General features: G+C 53.0%; 25 protein-coding genes, 2 tRNA genes and 1 pseudogene. 11 read left to right on the plus strand and 17 right to left on the minus strand.

The window, feature by feature from the left end; genetic code table 11:
* Positions 1 to 54: 54 nt before the first annotated feature.
* The 3 genes from ACK4S7_RS00355 to ACK4S7_RS00365 form a co-directional block, all read right to left on the minus strand.
* A complete protein-coding gene (locus ACK4S7_RS00355; protein ID WP_409643301.1) occupies positions 55 to 351 on the minus strand; it encodes a hypothetical protein in 297 nt (98 codons plus the stop codon).
* A gap of 78 nt (positions 352 to 429) precedes the next feature.
* Positions 430 to 1,143 carry an SIMPL domain-containing protein gene (locus ACK4S7_RS00360; protein WP_409643303.1) on the minus strand — a complete coding sequence of 238 codons (714 nt, stop codon included), beginning with the start codon at positions 1,141 to 1,143 and terminating at the stop codon, positions 430 to 432.
* A 27-nt stretch (positions 1,144 to 1,170) separates the two neighbouring features.
* A complete protein-coding gene (locus tag ACK4S7_RS00365) occupies positions 1,171 to 2,019 on the minus strand; it encodes a D-amino-acid transaminase (protein WP_409643305.1) in 849 nt (282 codons plus the stop codon).
* Positions 2,020 to 2,195: 176 nt separating this feature from the next.
* Between ACK4S7_RS00365 and ACK4S7_RS00370 the strand changes: the two genes are divergently transcribed.
* Positions 2,196 to 3,998 carry an ABC-F family ATP-binding cassette domain-containing protein gene (locus tag ACK4S7_RS00370; RefSeq protein WP_409643424.1) on the plus strand — a complete coding sequence of 601 codons (1,803 nt, stop codon included), beginning with the start codon at positions 2,196 to 2,198 and terminating at the stop codon, positions 3,996 to 3,998.
* On the opposite strand, the gene ACK4S7_RS00375 is transcribed toward ACK4S7_RS00370, so the two are convergent.
* A complete protein-coding gene (locus ACK4S7_RS00375; RefSeq protein ID WP_409643308.1) occupies positions 3,995 to 4,510 on the minus strand; it encodes a DUF6456 domain-containing protein in 516 nt (171 codons plus the stop codon). The genes ACK4S7_RS00370 and ACK4S7_RS00375 overlap by 4 nt on opposite strands.
* A gap of 88 nt (positions 4,511 to 4,598) precedes the next feature.
* Between ACK4S7_RS00375 and ACK4S7_RS00380 the strand changes: the two genes are divergently transcribed.
* Both ACK4S7_RS00380 and ACK4S7_RS00385 read left to right on the plus strand, forming a co-directional pair.
* The gene (locus ACK4S7_RS00380; RefSeq protein WP_409643310.1) at positions 4,599 to 5,162 is read left to right on the plus strand and encodes a helix-turn-helix domain-containing protein; all 564 of its coding nucleotides are present in this window, start codon (positions 4,599 to 4,601) and stop codon (positions 5,160 to 5,162) included.
* A 10-nt stretch (positions 5,163 to 5,172) separates the two neighbouring features.
* Positions 5,173 to 6,339, plus strand: a complete 1,167-nt coding sequence (locus ACK4S7_RS00385) for a glycosyltransferase (RefSeq protein ID WP_409643313.1) — start codon at positions 5,173 to 5,175, stop codon at positions 6,337 to 6,339.
* Here the strand turns inward: ACK4S7_RS00385 and secF are convergent.
* The 3 genes from secF to yajC all read right to left on the minus strand — a co-directional run bounded on the left by secF (position 6,330) and on the right by yajC (position 9,320).
* Entirely contained in the window at positions 6,330 to 7,316 is a 987-nt protein-coding gene (gene secF / locus ACK4S7_RS00390) for a protein translocase subunit SecF (RefSeq protein WP_409643315.1), read from the minus strand. The genes ACK4S7_RS00385 and secF overlap by 10 nt on opposite strands.
* Positions 7,317 to 7,326: 10 nt before the next feature.
* The gene (gene secD, locus ACK4S7_RS00395; RefSeq protein WP_409643317.1) at positions 7,327 to 8,925 is read right to left on the minus strand and encodes a protein translocase subunit SecD; all 1,599 of its coding nucleotides are present in this window, start codon (positions 8,923 to 8,925) and stop codon (positions 7,327 to 7,329) included.
* A gap of 68 nt (positions 8,926 to 8,993) precedes the next feature.
* A complete protein-coding gene (gene yajC / locus ACK4S7_RS00400; protein ID WP_409643319.1) occupies positions 8,994 to 9,320 on the minus strand; it encodes a preprotein translocase subunit YajC in 327 nt (108 codons plus the stop codon).
* A 179-nt stretch (positions 9,321 to 9,499) separates the two neighbouring features.
* Between yajC and ACK4S7_RS00405 the strand changes: the two genes are divergently transcribed.
* From ACK4S7_RS00405 to ACK4S7_RS00420, 4 genes are all read left to right on the plus strand, one after another.
* A tRNA-Pro gene (locus ACK4S7_RS00405) sits at positions 9,500 to 9,576 on the plus strand.
* Between the two features lie 125 nt (positions 9,577 to 9,701).
* Entirely contained in the window at positions 9,702 to 10,244 is a 543-nt protein-coding gene (locus ACK4S7_RS00410; RefSeq protein ID WP_409643321.1) for a glycoside hydrolase family 108 protein, read from the plus strand.
* A gap of 22 nt (positions 10,245 to 10,266) precedes the next feature.
* A complete protein-coding gene (locus tag ACK4S7_RS00415) occupies positions 10,267 to 10,680 on the plus strand; it encodes a holin family protein (RefSeq protein WP_409643323.1) in 414 nt (137 codons plus the stop codon).
* A gap of 73 nt (positions 10,681 to 10,753) precedes the next feature.
* Complete coding sequence (locus ACK4S7_RS00420) at positions 10,754 to 11,017, plus strand: hypothetical protein (RefSeq protein WP_409643325.1); 264 nt, start codon at positions 10,754 to 10,756, stop codon at positions 11,015 to 11,017.
* Between the two features lie 108 nt (positions 11,018 to 11,125).
* Here the strand turns inward: ACK4S7_RS00420 and ACK4S7_RS00425 are convergent, their stop codons facing one another.
* The 8 genes and pseudogenes from ACK4S7_RS00425 to ACK4S7_RS00460 all read right to left on the minus strand — a co-directional run.
* Entirely contained in the window at positions 11,126 to 11,950 is an 825-nt protein-coding gene (locus ACK4S7_RS00425) for a universal stress protein (protein WP_409643327.1), read from the minus strand.
* A 73-nt stretch (positions 11,951 to 12,023) separates the two neighbouring features.
* Positions 12,024 to 13,751 carry a cation:proton antiporter gene (locus ACK4S7_RS00430; RefSeq protein ID WP_409643330.1) on the minus strand — a complete coding sequence of 576 codons (1,728 nt, stop codon included), beginning with the start codon at positions 13,749 to 13,751 and terminating at the stop codon, positions 12,024 to 12,026.
* A complete protein-coding gene (locus ACK4S7_RS00435) occupies positions 13,751 to 14,293 on the minus strand; it encodes a DUF2062 domain-containing protein (RefSeq protein WP_409643332.1) in 543 nt (180 codons plus the stop codon). Before ACK4S7_RS00435 ends, ACK4S7_RS00430 begins: the two co-directional genes overlap by 1 nt.
* A gap of 406 nt (positions 14,294 to 14,699) precedes the next feature.
* A tRNA-Arg gene (locus ACK4S7_RS00440) sits at positions 14,700 to 14,776 on the minus strand.
* Positions 14,777 to 14,810: 34 nt separating this feature from the next.
* On the minus strand, positions 14,811 to 15,299 hold the full coding sequence (locus tag ACK4S7_RS00445; protein WP_409643334.1) for a DUF1178 family protein: 489 nt from the start codon (positions 15,297 to 15,299) through the stop codon (positions 14,811 to 14,813).
* Positions 15,299 to 15,568, minus strand: a complete 270-nt coding sequence (grxC, locus tag ACK4S7_RS00450) for a glutaredoxin 3 (protein WP_409643336.1) — start codon at positions 15,566 to 15,568, stop codon at positions 15,299 to 15,301. The genes ACK4S7_RS00445 and grxC overlap by 1 nt, the downstream gene beginning before the upstream one ends.
* 31 nt (positions 15,569 to 15,599) lie before the next feature.
* Complete coding sequence (locus ACK4S7_RS00455; protein ID WP_409643433.1) at positions 15,600 to 16,055, minus strand: ComF family protein; 456 nt, start codon at positions 16,053 to 16,055, stop codon at positions 15,600 to 15,602.
* Between the two features lie 111 nt (positions 16,056 to 16,166).
* Positions 16,167 to 16,364: pseudogene (locus ACK4S7_RS00460) on the minus strand (double zinc ribbon domain-containing protein); the annotation flags it as partial.
* Between the two features lie 42 nt (positions 16,365 to 16,406).
* On the opposite strand from ACK4S7_RS00460, the gene ACK4S7_RS00465 reads away from it, so the two are divergent.
* Positions 16,407 to 17,267 carry a methyltransferase domain-containing protein gene (locus tag ACK4S7_RS00465; protein WP_409643338.1) on the plus strand — a complete coding sequence of 287 codons (861 nt, stop codon included), beginning with the start codon at positions 16,407 to 16,409 and terminating at the stop codon, positions 17,265 to 17,267.
* Here the strand turns inward: ACK4S7_RS00465 and ACK4S7_RS00470 are convergent.
* On the minus strand, positions 17,264 to 17,671 hold the full coding sequence (locus ACK4S7_RS00470; RefSeq protein ID WP_409643340.1) for a (deoxy)nucleoside triphosphate pyrophosphohydrolase: 408 nt from the start codon (positions 17,669 to 17,671) through the stop codon (positions 17,264 to 17,266). The two genes, ACK4S7_RS00465 and ACK4S7_RS00470, sit on opposite strands and share 4 nt — an antisense overlap.
* Before the next feature lie 84 nt (positions 17,672 to 17,755).
* Here ACK4S7_RS00470 and ACK4S7_RS00475 point away from each other — a divergent pair, with 84 nt between their 5' ends.
* From ACK4S7_RS00475 to ACK4S7_RS00485, 3 genes are all read left to right on the plus strand, one after another.
* Entirely contained in the window at positions 17,756 to 17,932 is a 177-nt protein-coding gene (locus ACK4S7_RS00475) for a Flp family type IVb pilin (RefSeq protein WP_409643342.1), read from the plus strand.
* A 103-nt stretch (positions 17,933 to 18,035) separates the two neighbouring features.
* Positions 18,036 to 18,200: a Flp family type IVb pilin gene (locus ACK4S7_RS00480; RefSeq protein WP_409643344.1), complete on the plus strand. Its 165-nt coding sequence runs from the start codon at positions 18,036 to 18,038 to the stop codon at positions 18,198 to 18,200.
* A 289-nt stretch (positions 18,201 to 18,489) separates the two neighbouring features.
* Positions 18,490 to 18,654 carry a Flp family type IVb pilin gene (locus ACK4S7_RS00485; protein ID WP_409643346.1) on the plus strand — a complete coding sequence of 55 codons (165 nt, stop codon included), beginning with the start codon at positions 18,490 to 18,492 and terminating at the stop codon, positions 18,652 to 18,654.
* Between the two features lie 85 nt (positions 18,655 to 18,739).
* On the opposite strand, the gene ACK4S7_RS00490 is transcribed toward ACK4S7_RS00485, so the two are convergent.
* Positions 18,740 to 20,239: a M48 family metalloprotease gene (locus ACK4S7_RS00490; RefSeq protein ID WP_409643348.1), complete on the minus strand. Its 1,500-nt coding sequence runs from the start codon at positions 20,237 to 20,239 to the stop codon at positions 18,740 to 18,742.
* Between the last annotated feature and the right edge of the window lie 33 nt (positions 20,240 to 20,272).

Raw genomic sequence — 20,272 nt, forward strand, 5'->3', positions numbered from 1 at the left:
CAATAATGTTATCGGAATATGGCTAGCAGATTCGCGTGCTGCTACAAAATCCTATCAGCGTTGCCGCAGCACGCCCCCTGTCCGCCCGTCAACGTCCACGAAAATCACACGGTCGCGATTGATAAATTTCAGGCGGTATACCTGTGCGCTGGGGTCATATTCAGGGCCCAAATACTGCATTCCACGCATCCGTGGCACAATATTTGCCTCAATCTCACGCAAGGATTTGACCTTTCCGGCCCTCATATCCTGACGCGCTTCATTCTGTTCCCCACGCGCGGGATCAGCCATCGCAGGGGAGAAACATACAATGCTTGCGAGCATGGAAGCGAGAATAATTCTGTTGAACATCAATTTCCCCTAATCCTGCAGCATTGAACACAAAGTGAATGGGGCGCCTGCATTATGGACCGCATGACGCCCGCATAGTTATTTCACCATTTCGAATGTGAAGGACATTGTCGCCCCGACACTCAATTCGCCGGGCGAAATGGGTGTGGATTTTTCAGAAGCGTCCATTGCTCGAATGGCCATTGGCATTGGAGAGTATCCCCGGCCCTGATCGCTTTCTTCAACACGCAAAACTCTCACATCAGCATAGCCTGCCTTGCGCGCCACTTCGCGGGCGCGTTTCATGGCTGACGCCCAGACTTTGTCACGGGCAGCATCCTGAAACTTGCTGTCATCATCGATGCCGAACGTTGGTCCATTGAAGTTTGTCGCGCCATCGACGGCCAGCGCATCCAAAAAGGCGCCAAGCTTCTTTAGGTCGCGCAATTTTGCGTTGACCATGTTCGACGCCTGATAGCCTTTGAAAACTTGTTGCCCATCGCGATAGTCAAATTGCTGATTCAAATTGATTTGTGTGGTCTGAATATCGCGATCTGCAATGCCCAGTTTCTTCAGGCGCGCGACCACAGACGCCATTTGCACATTATTTGCGCGCACTGCCTCGCTGGCCGTTGGTGCCATAGTTTGAACGCCAGTTGAAAAAGTAGCGATGTCAGGGCGGGCTTCCACGGTATCAGAAATTGTCAGATCAATTACCGGATTGGCAGTGGTGATATTCACCTGAGTCGCCATTGCGCCACTGGCAATCATGCCGCTGGTCGCTAGCAAAGCTGCTATAATCATTTTACGCATATTGAACTCCCGTTTGATGCCAACGGCTTAAATGGCCGTCCGGCGTGCGCAATCAATATATGCTTGGCGAAGCTGAATGGTTGCAGAACCGGGTTTGCCATCGCCTATCGCACACCCGTTTATGTTTACCACCGGCATCACAAAGCCTGAGGCCGAAGAAACGAAAGCCTCTGCCGCTTGTTCCGCTTCGCCGACCGAAAATGGCCGCTCTTCAATGCGTTGTGCAACAAGCGGCAGTACTGCCGCCCTAGTGATCCCGTGCAAAATATCCCGATTCAGCGGATGCGTAACCAATACGCCTTCGCGCGTAATAATGTGCGCATTTTGCGCGCTGCCTTCCGTAATCCAGCCATCACGCTCCATCCACGCGTCATCGGCACCGCGCGCTATTGCCTCATTCTTCATCAGCGAAGCGTAGAGCAACTGCGTCGTTTTGATATCCGCCCTGCCCCATCGTAAGTCAGGCACGGTCACAACATGCAAGCCGCGTCGGGCCAAAGGGTTGTCCACAAGCTCCCGCGATTGAGTGAATGCAAGAACGGTGGGCGGCGTGTTTCTCGACGGAAAGACGAAGTCTCGGTCGGCGGGCGCTCCGCGTGTGACTTGCCAATAGATCATGCCTTCTTCGACATTGTTACGGGCCACCAACTCGCGACATATGGTCAGCCAGTTTTCTGTACCCGGCGTACCGGATATGCCGATCTCCTTAAGCGAACGGGCGAGGCGTTGCACATGACCATTAAAATCCACGAGCTTGCCGTCCAAAACCGACACAACCTCATAAACTGCATCCGCAAACAGAAAACCGCGGTCGAACACCGAAATCTTGCCTTCATTTTCGGGAATATAATTGCCGTTTAGATGGATTATACGCATTTTCTGATACCTTGCCCGAGCGCCTCAGTTTAATTCGGCGCGATCCTTTGTCACCCGATGCCCGAAGTAAGAGGCTGAAACAAGTTCAGCATGACAGAGTGAACGACGAACAACTGTGCCCGCATCGCACAGTGACGGTTGCATTGCTGGCGCCCTCGCCCTATCCGCCCTTGACCATGTCAGCACCCCCTATTTTTGCCTTCGAAGGTCTCGCGCTACAGCAAGGCGGCGGATGGCTGTTTCAGGATATCGACCTGTTTATCGGTGCGCGTGACCGCTTGGCGTTGATTGGCCGCAACGGTGCTGGCAAAACAACCTTGATGAAGCTGGTGGCTGGAACGGTCGAGGCAGACAAAGGCAACCGCGTCGTCGTGCCCGGCACGAATATCGTTATGCTGGAGCAAGACCCGGACGTCACATCATTTAACCGGCTGGTCGATTTTGCCGTTTATGGCGAAAAAGGACCGCCCGAATATGCCGTGCGCGCTATCGCTGACCAACTGGGTATTAATTTGGACCGAGAGGCAAAGACCGCAAGCGGCGGGGAAAAGCGCCGCGCTGCGATTTGCAGAGCGCTCGCGAGTGAACCCGACTTGCTCCTTCTTGACGAGCCGACCAATCACCTTGATCTTGCTGCAATCGAATGGCTCGAAGAATGGCTGACGCGCTATCGCGGTGCCTTCATGGTGATCAGCCACGACAGGACATTCTTGACGCGATTGACACGGCAAACCTTTTGGCTCGACCGTGGGCTGCTGCGCCGCAACGAGATAGGCTTTGGCGGTTATGAAGCATGGACGGAACGAGTCTTTGCCGAGGACGCGCGGAACGCAGACCGTCTGGATGCCAAGCTAAAGATTGAGGCACATTGGCTTGAACGTGGCGTGACTGCGCGGCGCAAGCGTAATCAGGGCCGATTGGCGAAATTGTGGGAGATGCGCGCGGCGCGTGCGGCGATGATTGGACCGCAAGGCACAGCCAAGCTCGCCGCGTCGAGCGATGACAGCAAAACGAAAACTGTCATCAGCGCCCAGCATGTTTGCAAAAGTTTCGGTGAACGGACAATCATCAAGGATTTCACGCTGCGCATCCAGCGCGGTGACCGCATAGGCATTGTGGGTGCAAATGGCACAGGCAAGACGACTCTCATTCGCCTCCTGACCGGAGAGACGGAACCTGACACGGGCAGCATTACACTTTCGCCTACGCTGACCGGCATCGTCATCGACCAGCAGCGCAAGTTGCTGACGCCGGAAAAGCGCGTGCGCGATGTCTTGGCCGATGGCGGCGACTGGATCGATGTGCGCGGCGTGCGCAAGCATGTGCAGGGCTATCTTAAAGAATTTCTTTTTGACCCGGCGCTAATCGAAGCACGGATTGGGTCTCTTTCCGGTGGCGAGCAGTCGCGCATACTGCTTGCCCGCGAGTTTGCGCGTGAAGCCAATCTGCTGGTGCTGGATGAGCCGACCAACGACCTTGATCTGGAAACGCTCGATCTGCTTCAAGAGGTTATTGCGGATTATGACGGCACAGTGTTGATCGTTAGCCATGACCGTGACTTCCTTGACCGAACCGTGACATTGACGCTTGGTCTGGACGGTTCGGGCCATGTCGATATTATTGCCGGCGGATATGCGGACTGGGAAGACAAACGCGACAAGCGGGCCAAGTCGAACCCAAAAAAGGCAGACAAGACGTCGTCGTCCGTGCCTGCGGCCGCCGGACAAACTGCCGCGAAACGGGTAAAGCTTACTTACAAAGACCAGCGCGATTATGATCTTCTGCCTCAGCGCATCGCGGAAATCGATGCGGAGATCGCGGCAGCAGAGTTAGAAATGGCCGACCCCGCTTTATACACGCGAAAACCTGAGCGGTTTGCAGAATTAACCGCCAAGACGGAGAACCTGCGCGCCGAAAAAGACACAGCTGAAGATCGCTGGCTCGAGCTGGCTTTAATCGTCGAAGAGTCCGCCTTTTAACCAGAAATTCTGTAAAAACACGCCAGCCGGTCCAACGCAATTTTCAGGACCAGCTTCCCCGACCGCACTGGCCATGACATTTCGCGTTCGGCGACTGGCACGCTTTCACCCACGCAAATGACCCGCCATGCGATGTCCGACAAATCAGGACCAAGCGCTGTCAAGGCTTGGTCAAAGCGAGCTTTTGCACTAATCGTCCGCTCGGTGGAATTTAACCCGGATGGGGCCGCACGTTTTCTCCGGCTGCGCGGAATATTCTCCCAAGACATGGTTATCTGCGGCCCAAACGCCGCCGTTTCATAATCACGGCGCAAGTTTTCACCGGCCAACATTTGGCGATCGGTTAAGTGACCATGAGCATGCAACCAAGATAACGGGGATTCAGATAGGTTTACCGTAACGGTACGTTCACCGGCTCTTACAGCGGAGCGTACTCCATTTTGGTTCAATCCTTTCTCGACAAGAGTTCGCGGATCATGAAGTTTGTGGTTAGAAAATAACTTAGCGGGCATCAATAGTCTCCAACGGTGGGCCGAATCATCATTGCCATTTGGTGAATATTGTAGGAAAGAAAAAACCTATTTGGTGACGGAGGGATGCATGCAAAGTCGAATTCGCGATGTTCGCAAGGCAAAAGGACTTACCCTTGCGGAGGTGGCAGAACGCTGCAAACCACCTACAACGGCGCAAACAATTGGACGTCTCGAAACAGGCACCCGCGTGCTATCGCTGATATGGATTAACCGGATTGCGGAGGCTTTGAAGGTCGACTCCAGTGACCTCATCGCGTTGCCTGATCAACAATATCTACCCGTGGCCGCCATATTACACGACGACGGTACGTTTGCCCCGAGACAAACAGAGCGCATCATGGTCCCAAACACGGGTGATGCGATGATAGGTATGCGTATTGCCGCATCCACCGGTCAATATCGGCGTGGCGATCAATTATGGCTGCAACAATTGCAGCCCAACCAGTTTTCCTCCGCGTTGAATCTCGATGTTCTTGTACCTCGACCCGGCGGTCGCTTTATCTTTGGCCGGCTTTTGGGGCACGAGGCTGGAAAGCTGCACATCCTGCCAATCGAGACAGGCGCTCGCCAACAGATCGTCGCTGATCCAGCATGGATTGCAAAAGCTGTCCGTTTGGTCCGCCAGCTTTAAGGGGGAAGCCTTGCGCATATTGACCCTTTCTACGTTGTTCCCGACGGTGCATCGACCCAATTTCGGGGTTTTCGTGGAATGTCAGACCCGCGCATTGGCCGAAGTTCGAGATTTCGCCGTGACGGTGGTCAACCCAATCGGCACCGCGCCATGGCCGCTAAGTTTGTGGGCAGGACAATCAGACCTAAGGTCCCTTCGCGACGAAAGCTGGTGTGGGCTAGAGGTTTTCCGCCCGCCATTTACCGCTATTCCGGTGTTGGGTGGTGCACGCAATCCCGCCGCAATTTTCCGTGCGACTTTGCCGTTGGTGGAACAGCTTCACCGTGAAACACCCTTTGACCTTATCGACGCCGAGTTTTTCTTCCCGGACGGGCCAGCGGCAATGAGGCTGTCACATGCATTGGACATTCCCTTTACAATTAAGGCGCGAGGTGCCGATATCCATCATTGGGGGCAACAACGTGCCTGCGCCAGCCAAATCCTTATGGCAGCTGACAAAGCAGCCGGGCTATTGGCAGTGTCCGAAGCGCTGAAGACCGATATGATCGCGATGGGGATCGATGCTGCCAAAATTCAGGTGCATTATACCGGGCTAGACCAAAATCGTTTTGTACCTGCTGACCGTGCCGCAGCAAAGGCGCGCCTGGGACTGGTGGGCCCAGTCCTGTTATCCGTTGGCGCGCTCATCCCCCGGAAGGGGCAGACTATGCTGCTACAGGCCCTGCTAGCCATTCCGGACGCAACACTCTTGCTGGTGGGGGTCGGGCCAGATGAAGCAACTTTGCGCGCCCAAGCGACTGCGCTGGGCGTCGGTGACCGAGTTAAGTTTCTTGGTGCCATTCCACATGATGATTTGCCAAACCTTTACCAAGCAGCTGATATCATGGCACTTGCATCATCAAGCGAAGGCCTTGCGAATGCCTGGGTAGAAGCGCTGGCCTGTGGAACGCCTGTCATTGCCAGCGATGTCGGTGGAATTAGGGAGCTACTGAAAAACGACACGGCGGGCCGTATTGTCGCACGCACGCCAAAAGCGATAGCCGAGGCAGCGCGCGACATTTTGGCCAACCCGCCTACCCAAGCAGATGTGGCGGAAAATGTGCAGACATTATCCTGGGGCGAAAATGCAGGGCAACTTGCCGAATTTTTTCGGTCGGTGGCAGGGCGTCAAGGCTGAGCGCCAAAACCTTCGCTAATCCGCTCAGCTTTTGAACCGACTTCGTCAGTCGGCACGAAACTATGTGAGCCAACCTTGAGCCAGATAAGGATTGGAGCAGCCTGATAGATCGACGAGTAGGTTCCAACCACAATACCGAAGGCCATAGCCGCACTGAAGCCAAAGATGACATCAGGACCGAAGAGCACCAAGACGATCAATGGCAATGAAATCGATACGCTGGTCATCACCGTACGGGACAAAGTCTCGTTAACGGAAAGGTTCAGAAGCGACGCCATTTCCATTTTGCGAAACTTCATCAGGTTTTCGCGAATACGGTCATAGATCACGACAGTGTCGTTTAGCGAATAGCCAATGATGGTCAGCAGCGCAGCGATGATATTCAGGTCGAACTCCCATCCTGTCAGCGAAAACAGCCCAAAAGTGAGGGTCACATCGTGGACCAGCGACCAGATTGCGCCGACGCCAAACTGCCATTCGAACCGGAACCAGATATAGATTGAAACACCAGCCATCGCGGCGAGCAATGCAAGTATACCCTTGCCGAATAACTCCTCAGATACTTTGCCGGATACCGAATCCACCCCGTCGATCCGCACATCAGGGTGACCGGCTTTAAGTGTGTTCGTAATTTTCACTGCCATGGCGTTGGCCAATTCGGGGTTCTTATCCGCGCCCTCCGGCAGTTTCATGCGGATAGAAACCTGATTTTCAGCGCCAAATCGCTGGATCGTCGGGTCGCCATAACCAAGGCGCCCTACTGTTTCACGAAGCTCAGCAACCGGTGCCGTTGGGCTTTGCGTAAAGGTTGCCCGGATCATTTGACCACCGATGAAATCCACACCGAAATTGAGTCCCTTGGTCGCAACCAACCCAACCGATGCAGCCATCAGAACAAGACTGATCGCAAAGGCCCATACGCGCCATCTTAGAAAATCAACATTGGTATCATCACGAACGAGTTTGAGCAGTTTCATAAATATATCCTCAAATCGTCAAATCGGTGGGACGGGCGCGTTTGACCCATTGTGATACCCACATGCGGGTAATGGTCACTGCAGTGAACACCGATGTAACGATACCGATCATCAGCACGACTGCGAAACCGCGTATCGGTCCCGACCCGAAGATGAAGAGCAGCACCGCCGCGATAACGTTGGTGCTGTTAGCGTCGAAAATCGCGCGACTAGCCTCTTTATATCCGAATTCGATAGCCTGAACCACCCGTCGGCCCCGTTTAAGTTCCTCACGGATGCGTTCGTTAATCAACACGTTCGCATCAACGGCCGCGCCGATGGTCAATACAAAGCCGGCAATGCCCGGTAATGTCAGCGTTGCATTAGCAAACGACATTACGCCCAAGATCATCAACACGTTGATGACTAAGGCTATATTGGCATACATGCCAAACCGACCATAGACGAGAAACATGAGGACTAGAATGGCCGTCGTGCCAATCACCGCTGCAAGCACGCCGCGGCGGATAGAATCGGCACCAAGGTCTGGCCCAACCGAGCGCTCCTCGACGATCGTGAGGTCAACTGGCAAGGCGCCAGATCGGAGCGAGATGGCCAGCGCATTGGCGCTTTCAGTTGTGAAGCTGCCGGAGATTTGCGATATCCCCCCGAAGATGGGTTCGCGGATTTGTGGTGCGGATATAACCTGGCCATCCAGAATGATCGCAAACAGTTTGTTCACATTCTGCTGAGTCATCCGCGCGAATCTCTGGCCGCCTTCGGAGTCGAATTGGATTGTGACCGCAGGCTCGTTGGTTTGCTGGTCAAATGTTGGATCAGCCTTTACCAGCTTGTCACCAGAAATGCCGCCAAGACGACGCACAGCGATGTAGGGCAGGCCCGAGGGATTGTCAGGATATGGCAGCACTTGGCTGCCAACGCGTGCCTTGCCTTGTGCTGTCTGGTCAGGGTCGGCCTGTTCATCAACCAGTTTAAATTCAAGCTTGGCGGTTTTACCAATCAACGCCTTTAAGGCGGCTGGATCATCCAATCCAGGCACCTGCACGACGATCCGGTTATCGCCTTGACGGATAATGGTCGGCTCCAGCGTGCCGAGCGCGTTAATACGTCGGTCGATGACGTCTTTGGCTGTGTCCATCGCCTGATCGATTGCGGTCTCATTCCCGGAACTTACGGGAGTCAGGATCATACGATTGCCGTTGTTGACACCGATATTCCAGTCACGGCCGCCAATCGTGTTGCTCGTCAGCGGGATTAACGCTTCACGTGCAGCGTCAACCTTGGATACGTCAGCCACGTTAAAGCTTAATTCGCCATTGCTGCGTGAGACATCAGAGATGGCAATTTGCGGATCCGCCCGGCGCATGGCAGTCCGGACACTGTCTTCCAACGATTCCAGACGGGTTTCCGCCAACTGCGAGGTGTCTGCCTCAAGCAGAATATGGCTACCGCCGGCGAGATCGAGACCAAGGTTTATCGTCGGCGTTGGCACAAACTGCGCAAGCTGAGCGCGGATGTGCGTCGGCAACAGGCTTGGAATAGCAAAAGCCACACCCAGTATAATCAGGGTGTTGAGCATCCATACGCGCCAACGAGGGAAATCTAGCATAGGCTGGGTCCGAACGAACTGAGGAAGCAATATTTGGGGCCGACCGTTAAGTCATTCAACCCCGACGATTAATCATTCGCGGCTTTGGTGTTGCGCGACTGGACATTGGCGATCGTGGATTTTACCGCCTTCACCCTCACATTCGGCGCAATTTCGACTTCGATATAATCATCGGCAACCTTGGTCACTTTGCCCATCAGGCCGCCAGCCGTCACTACTTCGTCATTTTTCTGCACTGCATCGATTTTTGCTGCATGCTCCTTCGCGCGCTTTTGCTGCGGACGGATGAGGAACAAGTAAAAAACCACAAAGATCAGCAGGAGCGGAAAGATCTGCACAAAAAATGCCGAACCACCAGCACCACCTGCGGCAGCGCTCAAGATAACAAACTCCATCGAAGACCTCACAATAATGAAAATTAGCGCCAACTGGCGTCACTGCCCGAAGACAATCGGGCGCGATTATCACCTGCACCCAGTTGACGCAACGTCAAAGCGTCGAGAGCGCGCTTGCTTTTCAAAAACCAGCGCCATATAGGCGCGCTTCCACTGGCCTCGGCGAGGTCATTGGCGGTCGGGACGTAGCGCAGCCTGGTAGCGCATCACACTGGGGGTGTGGGGGTCGCAGGTTCGAATCCTGTCGTCCCGACCAATTTTTCAATCAAAATTTAACGTCAATTCGACGCGCAACCCAGATGGGATGCCGCGCTTCACATTTTACTTTCCTACAAGAAACCTATTTGGTTAGTATTGTAGTCGAAAGTGAGGTGTCACGCGATGGATCATGTTGACCATTTGATTGAAGAGGTAATTGCACGTGAGGGCGGTTTCGTGGATCATCCCAACGACAAAGGTGGCCCCACCCGTTGGGGAATCACGCAGAAGGTTGCGCGGCGCCACGGCTATATGGGCGATATGGACGAACTGCCTCGCAGCATCGCCGCCGCCATCTACAAACGGTCCTATTGGCACGCGCCGGAATTTGACCAAGTCGAGCGCACCGCGCCAAAACTGGCTGCCGAGCTTTTCGATACGGGGGTGAACATGGGCACTGACGCGGCGATCGCTTTTCTACAACGCGCACTGAACGCGCTGAACCGCAACGGCCGCGACTTCGACGACATTGCCGTCGACCGAAAGATTGGGCCAGCTACGTTGCGCGCTCTGGAGGCATTTGTCCGACGTCGAGGAAGTTTGGCAGAAGACGTGCTGATCAAAGCAATCGATGCGCTTCAGGGTGCACATTATGTTCGTCTTGCCGAATCACGGCCCACACAAGAAGCATTTTTGTACGGGTGGCTTACGAACCGTATAGGTTAGTTTTTGAAGAGAAGGTGTCGCTATGTCAATTATTGAAGGTATGTTAGGTCCAATTGCGGGCATAATCGACAAGATCATCCCTGATCCTAAAGCCCGCGACGCTGCGAAACTGCAGCTAATCAAGCTGCAAGGCAGTCAGGACATGGAAATTCTGCGTACGCAGTTATCCGCGATCCTTGCCGAAGCGCAATCTGCCGATCCATGGACCAGCCGCGCGCGTCCAAGTTTCTCATACGTTATGTACGCGATGCTGTTGTGGGCAATTCCAATGGGGTTGATTGCAGCACTGCGGCCAGAGGCCGCAGCGAATATTGCGGCCGGCATGAATGCCTATCTTAACGGCCTGCCCGAGCCGTTATACGCGCTTTTTGGGACTGGATATGTTGGTTACACGGTGGCCCGCCAATGGGGTATCTCGCGCGGGATCGAAAAATAGTTGCGTAAAACCGCTTTTTTCCGTTACGCGTTCTTACCCAGCTAGGGTTTATATGGGACTCAGGAGAATCAAGATGAAGAAATTAGTCGCAACCGTTGCTGCTCTCGCATTTGCTGCATCGCTTACCGCATGTGGCGAAGCAGGCGACAAGGCAGCCGAAGAAACCGCTGAAGCAGCCGATGCAACTGGCGAAGCTGTCGAAGCTGGTGCAGAGAATGCAATGACCGCCGCTGAAGGCACTGCCGACGCAACAGCAGAAGCTGCTGCAGACGCTACTGCAGAAACCGGTGCTGCTGTTGAAGAAGTCGGTAAGGACATGCAGAACGCTGCCAGCTAATCTGTTTAACCATCAAATATTAGAGCCCGCCCTGCCCAGCGCAGCGGCGGGCTTTTTCATGCTGGAGGCACACGCCGTCCGAAATTGCCGGGGGCGCGATACCAACTGCTAGCTTTGCGTACGAACGACGAGAGTATCGACAGGTAATATTTGCAGCAGCTCTTCTGCCATACTCCCGACGACCGACCGGACGAACCCGCTTCGGCCGTGCGTTCCAAGTACGACAAGGTCAACTCCGATTTCACTGACTGCGCGGATAATAACTGACGGCGTTTCGCCATAACCAAGGTGCGCGGATATCCGTCCACTTATATCTTCTGAATTATCGAGCGATGCGATAAAACTGTCGAGTTGCTGTTTTGCCCCGTCGGCCACCTCATCCTTAACTTGTTGGGAACTTAGCCAACCTTCATAGGGAACATGATAAGCATGAATCACGTGGATTTCTGCGTTCGGGAATAAATTGACAGCGGCAGTTAATGCCGCACGCGAGCAATTCGAATAGTCTGTGGCGATCAGCACTTTGGCGTAAGGCTTACGCGGGCGGTTCTTTACGATCAACACAGGTACCGTTGCATGCCGAACCACGTGGTCAACGGCGGTTCCAATAAAATAATCACCCACATTATTAAACCGCGCGACGCCGGTCACGATTAATGAACATGCAGCGGATGTGGCAGCATCCACAATGACTGAGGGCGCAGCGCCGACAGCAGGGAGAATACTCACATCGGCGTCAGGATCTCGCAGGGTCGCCCGAATGGAACGTTCAGCAGCTTCAAGTTTGCCTTCAAGATATGACCCTGCTTCCAATGCGTGAAGGACAATCAATTGAACGCCCCATTGCTCTGCTAGCATTAACGCCCGGTCCACTGCGCGATCTGACCGTGCGCTGAGGTCTGTAGCCACCAATACGGGTTGGCCGTTGGTCATAATGGGCTCCTCCTAAATTTTGTGACGGACATCCACAGACTTTGTTGTAACCTATAAAAGATCATCAACAATATCAACCAATCTCGGCCAAACGCTGTTCCGTAATACGTCGCTCGACAATTTCGGTATTTACTCCAATATTTAACAGGACACGACCGGCTAACTGGAGACTCGCCTCAACTGTTTCGGGTGTACAGTAAGTTGCACCTAGTTCTTTTAGGCGATGTGCGTGCTCGCTGTCCCTTGCTCGTGCATGGATAGGAATCGTCGGCCATCGACTGTGAATCTCGGAAACTATCCGACTTACTGCTGCAGGATCATTCATAGTGACCGCCACGGCCGCAGCATGATCAATTCCGGCTTTTACAAGTATCTCGACCCTGGAAGCATCTCCGTAAAAGACTTGCCGGCCCATTTTCCGGAACGTTGTTATCAAAGCAGCATCTGCATCTAGTGCTACATAATCAACGCCTTCCGCGTCGAGTATGCGCGAAAGCATTTGGCCTACCCGGCCATAGCCTGCGATGACGATATGGTCCGAACTTTGATGAAAATGATCGTCGGTACGTGCAGAAGCGGCAGAAGCCTCATGCCCGGCAGCAATTCGCGACATAAGATGTGCGAACTGCGCAACGAGCGGAGTCAATAGCATGCTCAATCCCGCGACTATCAAGACAAACTGTTCCAGCTCGGCACCGATCAAGCCGGCGCTTACCGCAGCAGCCATGATAATGAACGCGAATTCACCACTTTGCCCAAGTAGTATACCGGTCTCGATTGCTACGCTCCGCGGTCTTCCAAAAAGCATGGCTAAACCTGAAATGATAATAGCCTTTAGAAGCCACAGCCCCACTACCGCTCCGGCTATCTGTAGGGGTTCGAGAAACACGTTCCGCCAATCAATTCCCATGCCCACAGACATGAAGAATAGACCAAGGAGCAGACCTTTAAACGGATCAATATCGACCTCTATCTGGTGTCGATATTCTGTCTCCGCAAGCAGTAGGCCAGCAAGCAGTGCGCCAAGCGCCATGGACAGCCCGAAATAGGCAGTTAGTGCGGATACGCCGATAGCGGCAAGTAACACTGCCGCCGTAAACATTTCGGGGATGCGTGCTTGCGCAACTTGCCGAAGAAGCGGACGCAACAACAACCTTCCAGCAAAATAAATCAGCGTGACCGCGAGAAATGCTTTGCCAAGTGCAATAGACAAGCCTTCGGCGAGGCCCTGATCGCCAGGAGTGGCAAGCACCCCGACCATAAAAAGAATGGGTACCACCGCCAGATCCTGCATCAACAATATCGAGAAGCCAGTCTTGCCAACGGGTGTAGATAACCGGCGCCCATGCATAAGTATCTGCATGACGATCGCAGTTGAGGACAGAGACAGAGCAGCGCCCACAATAAGCGCTCCAGTCAACGACAAGCCCAGTTCCAATGAGACAAAAGTAATAATGGCTGCCGAAATAACCACCTGCAACGACCCCATCCCGAAGACGAGAAATCTGGAGGACCAAAGTCGGTCAAGTGAAAGCTCCAACCCTATCATGAACATCAGAAAAATAACGCCAACTTCCGCTAGCGCCCTGACGCCTTCCACTTCGGAAATGACAAATTGCGACAGAACAGGGTAATTCATTGCCAACAGCCCGACGCCAAATGGGCCGATTATCCCACCGATAAGCAAGTAACCTAATACAGGGCTGATTTTGAGTCTGCTAAGCAGCGGTACGGCTATACCAGCGGCTGCCAAGAATATGAGCAGCTCGCGCAGATAGGGTATGGCCGAGTGTGTTTCCATCAGCTTACGCCATCTGCGCTTTCACTCGAATGCCGCCTGCGCCGCCATTGTCGACGTATTGAAAACCGCCAAGCAACGTGCACAGCGCCAAATCCCGCCGCAGCAGACACCAAGGCAAACAGCACAAGACCGAACAGCGTCGGTACCGATGCGCCTGATATCATCTCAACTATCGACGTAATATGCACTTGATCGACCGATGCAGAATTTGCTCCTCCTGAATTCGTTTTCAAAAGGAATGAGCCCGTACGGAAGGCCGCATAATAAATCGGTGGAAATGTAAAAGGATTTGTCACAAGTGTGGCCGCAGCCGCTATCAACAAGTTACCACGCGCGGTTGCCGCGAGTAACGCAGCCAACACGATTTGACCAACTGGCACAATAAATCCTACAAAAAGACCCAGTGCTACCCCACGCGCCACGTTCCGGCGATTGAAATGCCAAATTTCAGGGTGCGCTAAACGATGCGCAAAAGGGCGTATCCAGCGGTTTGCTAAGACACTTTCCGGCCTCGGAGATATTTGTTTGAACCATTTTCTCAAAATCTTACCCCAGTACAGCCGATATAACTCGTAGAAACATCAAACAGACCGTTTTCGACATCCTGCCTGATCTGCTCATTGAAAGTGAACACCACTCGGTCATCGCTCGCATGCTGGAACCGATGTCTGCAAATCAACCCGTTCTCTGTAGCATTCAACATGAACTCTGGCAAAATGTGCAGAGGTTCCATCTGTCATTTCGCGAGAACACTAGATGGTAACATGGTCGCAAGAGATTAGACTTCAACCGGGTGCCGAAATATATCGACACAACCGGTCGCGGTGATCGGCGCCAGATATTATCGATAGATTGGTTCCCATTCTAAGCCAATTCTTGTTGCATGGACGTGCGGAAACTGACCGACAGTCATCACAAAAACCAAAGCCCTGAAGTTTATAGCATGATTGGTGCACCCAACTGGATTCGAACCAGTGGCCCCCAGATTAGGAATCTGATGCTCTATCCTGCTGAGCTATGGGTGCCTTGTTGGGGCCATAGCTGGCTGCAATCTGCGGGTCAATTTTTAGCATTGGGCGGCACGACTGAAAATAGCAGCGGGGTAATAGGGATGCCTTCTTCAAGGAGCTCCTTCGTCTCGTGAGCGCTTGTTTCGCCATGAATGAGGCGATCCGGCTCTTCCCCATAATGGATAGCTCTAGCGGTCTCGGCAAAATTGCCGCCGACCCATTGGGACTTTTCCAGCATTTCTGTTTGTGCCTGTGCCAGCTTTTGCACCAGCTCGACCATCGCCGGAGGCACCGGCTCGGTCGCTGCTGCCTCACCCCGTACTTCAACGGCAGGGCTGGATGAAGACGGCGTGGTGACCGCCCGTTGATTGCTTTTCCGTGCAACATTCGGGACTGAAAGTGCCTTTTGGACCGTCACATCATCGCAAAGTGGACAAGCCAGGATCCCGTTCGCTTTTTGTGAATCAAATTCAGCGGATGACGTGAACCAGCCTTCGAACTGATGTCCGTTGCTACAATTCAGATCGAATGCGATCATTATGCGCCGCCAACTCCAAGTAACTTGTCCAGCTTTCCCTGGCTATCGAGTGCTCGCAAGTCGTCGGATCCCCCAATCGCCAAGTCGTTGATAAAAATTTGCGGAACGGTCCGTGCACCAGGCGCTCGCCTGACCATTTCTGCGCGCTTTTCACCGCCCATGGTCACATCATACTCAATGTAAGTCACGCCTTTGCTGTCCAACAAGTGCTTTGCCCGCACGCAATATGGGCATGCGAATTTGGTGTAGATTTCAACAGTTGCAGTCATGGATAAGAAATGGTGTCCTAATGTGTGCAAGTCAAGCTTCGAGCGCCCCGTAATCGTGATCCTGCGTCCTCCCGCGCAATGCGCGCGCCCAGCAGAAAATCTGTACCCAGCCTGCCCCATTTCGTTTCAGCACTGAGACGCAACCGTCACTGGTCGCCCCTGTCGTCAGGACGTCATCGATAAGAATGATCTTGCGCCCCCGTAGAAAGCCTTTCCATTTCGGATGAATTGCAAAAGCGCTTCCGACGGCTTTCCTGCGGCGAGTCACGTCAAGACCGCGCATGCTGGGCGTTCTTTTACGCCGAACCAGTATATCGGGCACGAAAGTCATGTTGCTTAACGCCGCCAATTCCCTGCCGATAAGCGCGGACTGGTTGAAGGTGCGAGACCATAGACGAGTCCAGTGCAAAGGGACTGGGGTGATCAGGATATCGTCTCGATCCTTGGGCAGGTGCCGAAGAAGCTGCTGCGCGATGATGCGAGCCAAGCCTATTTTTCCGCCATATTTCAATCGTAGAGCCACCTGAGATGACAAATCATCATATTTCACTGCCGCCCGGATGCCGTCATGTTTGGGCGGGGCTTGGAGGCATGACCCACAATATGCGTCGTCCCCGCGGTCAAATTCAAATGGAATTGCGCACCCCCGGCACCAGGGGGGGGCAAGAAAATCGAGTTTCTGCCAACAAGTTGCGCAGAACAGGCCGCCTGAAGAGGTAATCGTCCCGCAACAGGGGCAACGTTCAGGCAGCGCCCAATTCAGTGCTATGTGGAAAATGTGGCTGCCCCTTGCCATATTGGACTTGTCGGACAAACGAAGGGTCTGCACAAGGCACAAATGAGCAACGATCTGAATCCACCCGAAATTTTTGACCGTGGCCGTCGCCGTGCAATGCGCGATAAGGCCGCGGGGCGCACTGGCGATATGTTTTTATGGAACCATATTGCCCAGGATCTTGCTGAACGCCTGTCGGCGGTTACGCGACCCTTTGAAAATGCGATGGTCTTAGGGCCAATCGGGCGCTGGCATGAGCATATCCTACCGCCAAATGTTCGGTGCCAGGTCATTACCTTAAGCCAGACGGAGACAGACAGCGCCGGTCTGAACGCTTTGGAGGAAGACAGGCTGCCATTTACCCCTGGCAGTTTTGATCTCGTGATATCAGCTGGCACACTGGATAGCGTGAATGACCTTCCAGGTGCGCTCATTCAAATTCGCCGCATTTTGAAACCGGACGGATTATTCCTTGGCCATTTGTTTGGCGCTGGTACCTTGGCCACACTGAAATCTATGTTTCTGGAAACAGAAGCTGATCGAGCAACGGCACATATTCATCCCCAGATTGATTTACGCAGCGCCGCTGACTTGCTGGTACGCGCCGGATTCAATTTGCCCGTAGCTGATCAGGATATGACCTTTATCCGATATGGTGACTGGCGCTCGCTCATATCGGACATACGCGACGCTGGAATTGGCAATGCTCTCGCTGGGCCACGGCCATATCTAGGGAAAGATATTTCAAATCGACTGGATAATCTGTTTGCGGCACGCGCTGATGAAGAAGGGAAGGTCACCGAATGCTTTACACATTTGCATCTGAGTGGTTGGGCGCCGTCGGAATCGCAGCGCCGCCCGGCTAAAAGAGGAAGCGCACAAGTTTCGCTCGCTGAGGTCCTGTCAAAGCACCGAGCAGATTAAATTTGTTGGAGCTTCTTGACCAAGGGATAATCCGCGGGTGGCATCGGCAGGTAAGACATGTCTTTTGGCAAAGCCCAATATATCTCGTCTGCAAATAAGGCCGCCGGCGTGCCCGTCCAACGATTACAGCGATACAGCAGAAGCAGCAGATTTCGCTCACCCAAGGGTTCACTCGCGAACGTCTCTGGCACGAGGTCTCGAGCATCTACGATGATACCAAGTTCCTCCTCCAGTTCGCGCACAAGGGCATTTTCAGGGGATTCGTCGTGATCCACCTTGCCGCCCGGGAACTCCCACAACCCCCCCATCTGCGCATCCATGGGACGTTTTTGTAGCAGAATTTCACCCTTGTCGTTGGTTAACGCAGCGGCAACCACGAATAATAATGTCGGACTTCTTTCCATATTCTCATCACGTAACAAGGTTTTGTTAACTTCTGTGTGGGATTTTAATGCTGCTCGCAACCAGGGAATGAAGTGGGACCAGACATGTTGGAACTAATTCGTCGTATTGTAAAATGCGACCGGGGCGCGACAGCCGTAGAATATGGTTTGATAATATCCTTGATCGTTATTGCGATGATTGCATCACTAGGCAATTTTGCAGGAAGCACCCAGTCAATGTGGAACCAGGTGTCGAATAAAATAACTTCAAGCACACAATGATTTAATTGTTAACGAAATCGTAAATATTGAAACCTTATCCATCATTTGACGATTTTTCGGAAAGATCGCCCGGGTGTATGAACGTAAAGACAGGAGACCAAAAATGAAAACTCTTAAGAAAATCTTCAAGAACGAAGATGGCGCAACTGCAATTGAATATGGCTTGATTGCTGCTTTGATCGCTGTTGCAGCAATCACTGCAATGACCAGCCTCGGAACTAATTTGTCCGGTACCTTTAACAAGGTTGGAAATAGCTTGCAGTCGTAAGACCAAGCAGATTAAGAAAGCTGTTAAACGGTTAAATCGGTTTGGCAGTCCAAGGGCGGAGATCATTTGGTCTCCGCCCTTTTTTATTTCCTTCAATAGATAATGAATTCTCGGAGCCAAAGTCTGTATTTGAAGACAACTTCCGTGGAGCATTCGCGCGCCTGATCAGCGCCTGTAGCGAAACTGCGTGTTAACGAAAAATATACCAGTTGAAGATAGAAAATATGGTCAGTTACCTCGCTTTACAAGAACGGTTCAGGTGAGTCGGGCGGGTGACAGGAGACCAAACATGAAAACTATCAAAAAAATCTTCAAGAACGAAGACGGCGCAACTGCAATTGAATATGGCTTAATTGCAGCGCTAATCGCAGTTGCGGCGATCACCGCTATGACTAGCCTCGGCACCAACCTGTCTGGCACCTTTAACAAGGTCGGCAACAGCTTGTCATCTTAATAGGCGACCAAAGACAACTGCTATTGATCATAAGGTCGCATCGGCAGTTAAAGGGCGGAGACCAGTTGGTCGCCGCCCTTTTGTTTTAATAGGTTACAATTTTAAGCTTTTGTCCCGACCGGACGGCAGTGTTGGATCTAAGGCCATTCAGCGCCAAAAATCTTTCGGTCTGTAACGTCGGGTAAGCCATGCGACCGGCAAGCGAAGCTATGGTGTCTCTCGGACCGACGGTGACAACCCGCAGTTTACGTGGTTTCACGGCCGCCGCTTCTGCATTGGTCAGTCGCGCCATGCTTGAAAACATCCGGTCAAATGGATTGCTATTGGAGGCGGCAATGGTCACGAAATGATAGGCTGTGCCCTGTGCCCATTCATAGGCAAATACAGTAACGACGCGCTGTCCCTGCTGTGTATTGACTACAGCGCTGCTGTAAAAAGCGGGGATATTGTTTACCGTCGTCCGTCGTATTTCACCAACCGGAATAGCGGCATTTTCGCCTGATACCGCCTTCAGCGCATTTGCAATATAAGTATTGCGGTTGCCGTCAAAGGCTGCCGCCGTAAAAATCGCCTTTCCGCTGTTCCCGTTGATTGCGATAGCATTTGTTCCATTTTGAATCCCGAAGCCATTAGGCGCCGTGAATTTCATTCTGAGTTCCGGATGCAGGAACTCTTGTCCTTCAATCACACCTTGCGCTGGGTCATCTCCGTATAGCATGCCGTCAATCGCTGCCAAATGCGCATCTGCATTACGGAACGTGCTGGCAGGATACGATTTTGCGCGTGTGGAGGCGCGAGCAACGCGCCTCGCAGGATCTGGATGGGTACTTGCCCATTCCGGCACGCGACCGTCGGTCAAACCAGCGACTCGCGTGTCTACGCTTGTCTGCATCGCAAGCGAATTAAGCATGGAAGATAAAGCGCTTGGATCATACCCCGCGCCGCTGAGATACCGAATTCCGTAATCATCAGCCTCTTCTTCCTGCGACCGCGAATATTTGAGACTGAAAACCTGCGCCAATGGGCCAGCATATTCTTTCAACCCCCCACCAAGCGCACCAAGCAAACCGCCTGAATTACCCAAAACGGATCCCAATATACTGCCGCCCATGCCCAGCAGGCCGGCAAGGGTAGCATTGCTCTTGCGCTTTTCGCTATGGCGCGCCGCTGTATGCCCCACTTCATGGCCAAGAACGCCCGCCATTTCGGCTTCGCTGTTGGTTAAGGCAACCAGTTGGCGCGTAATATATACGTAGCCGCCGGGTAGCGCAAAAGCGTTGTTTACGGATGAATTGAGCAGGGTAACGTTAAAATCGCTCTGCGCATTTCCTAGTCCCGACTGCATGGCAATATTTTTGCCTACGCGCACGACATAAGCGGTCTGCGGACTTTGCATGGGTCCGCCAAATTCTTTCAATATCTCGTTATGGTATTTTGCGCCTTCGGACTTTTCCTTCGCTGTAAACGCCTTAGGCGCCGCCACAGCCTTGGTTCGAGATTGCGCCTCAACAGGCATGCTGCTGCTTGCGGTGGTCACTGCAAAAATTGCGGTGCCTGTAATCAGGACCGTTTTCGAAAAACGCATATCTATGCTCCCTAAATAAGGAAAACGGAGTTT

It is taken from the genome of Sphingorhabdus sp. (genome assembly GCF_046292425.1).
In the GTDB taxonomy this organism is placed as follows: Bacteria; Pseudomonadota; Alphaproteobacteria; order Sphingomonadales; family Sphingomonadaceae; genus Sphingorhabdus_B.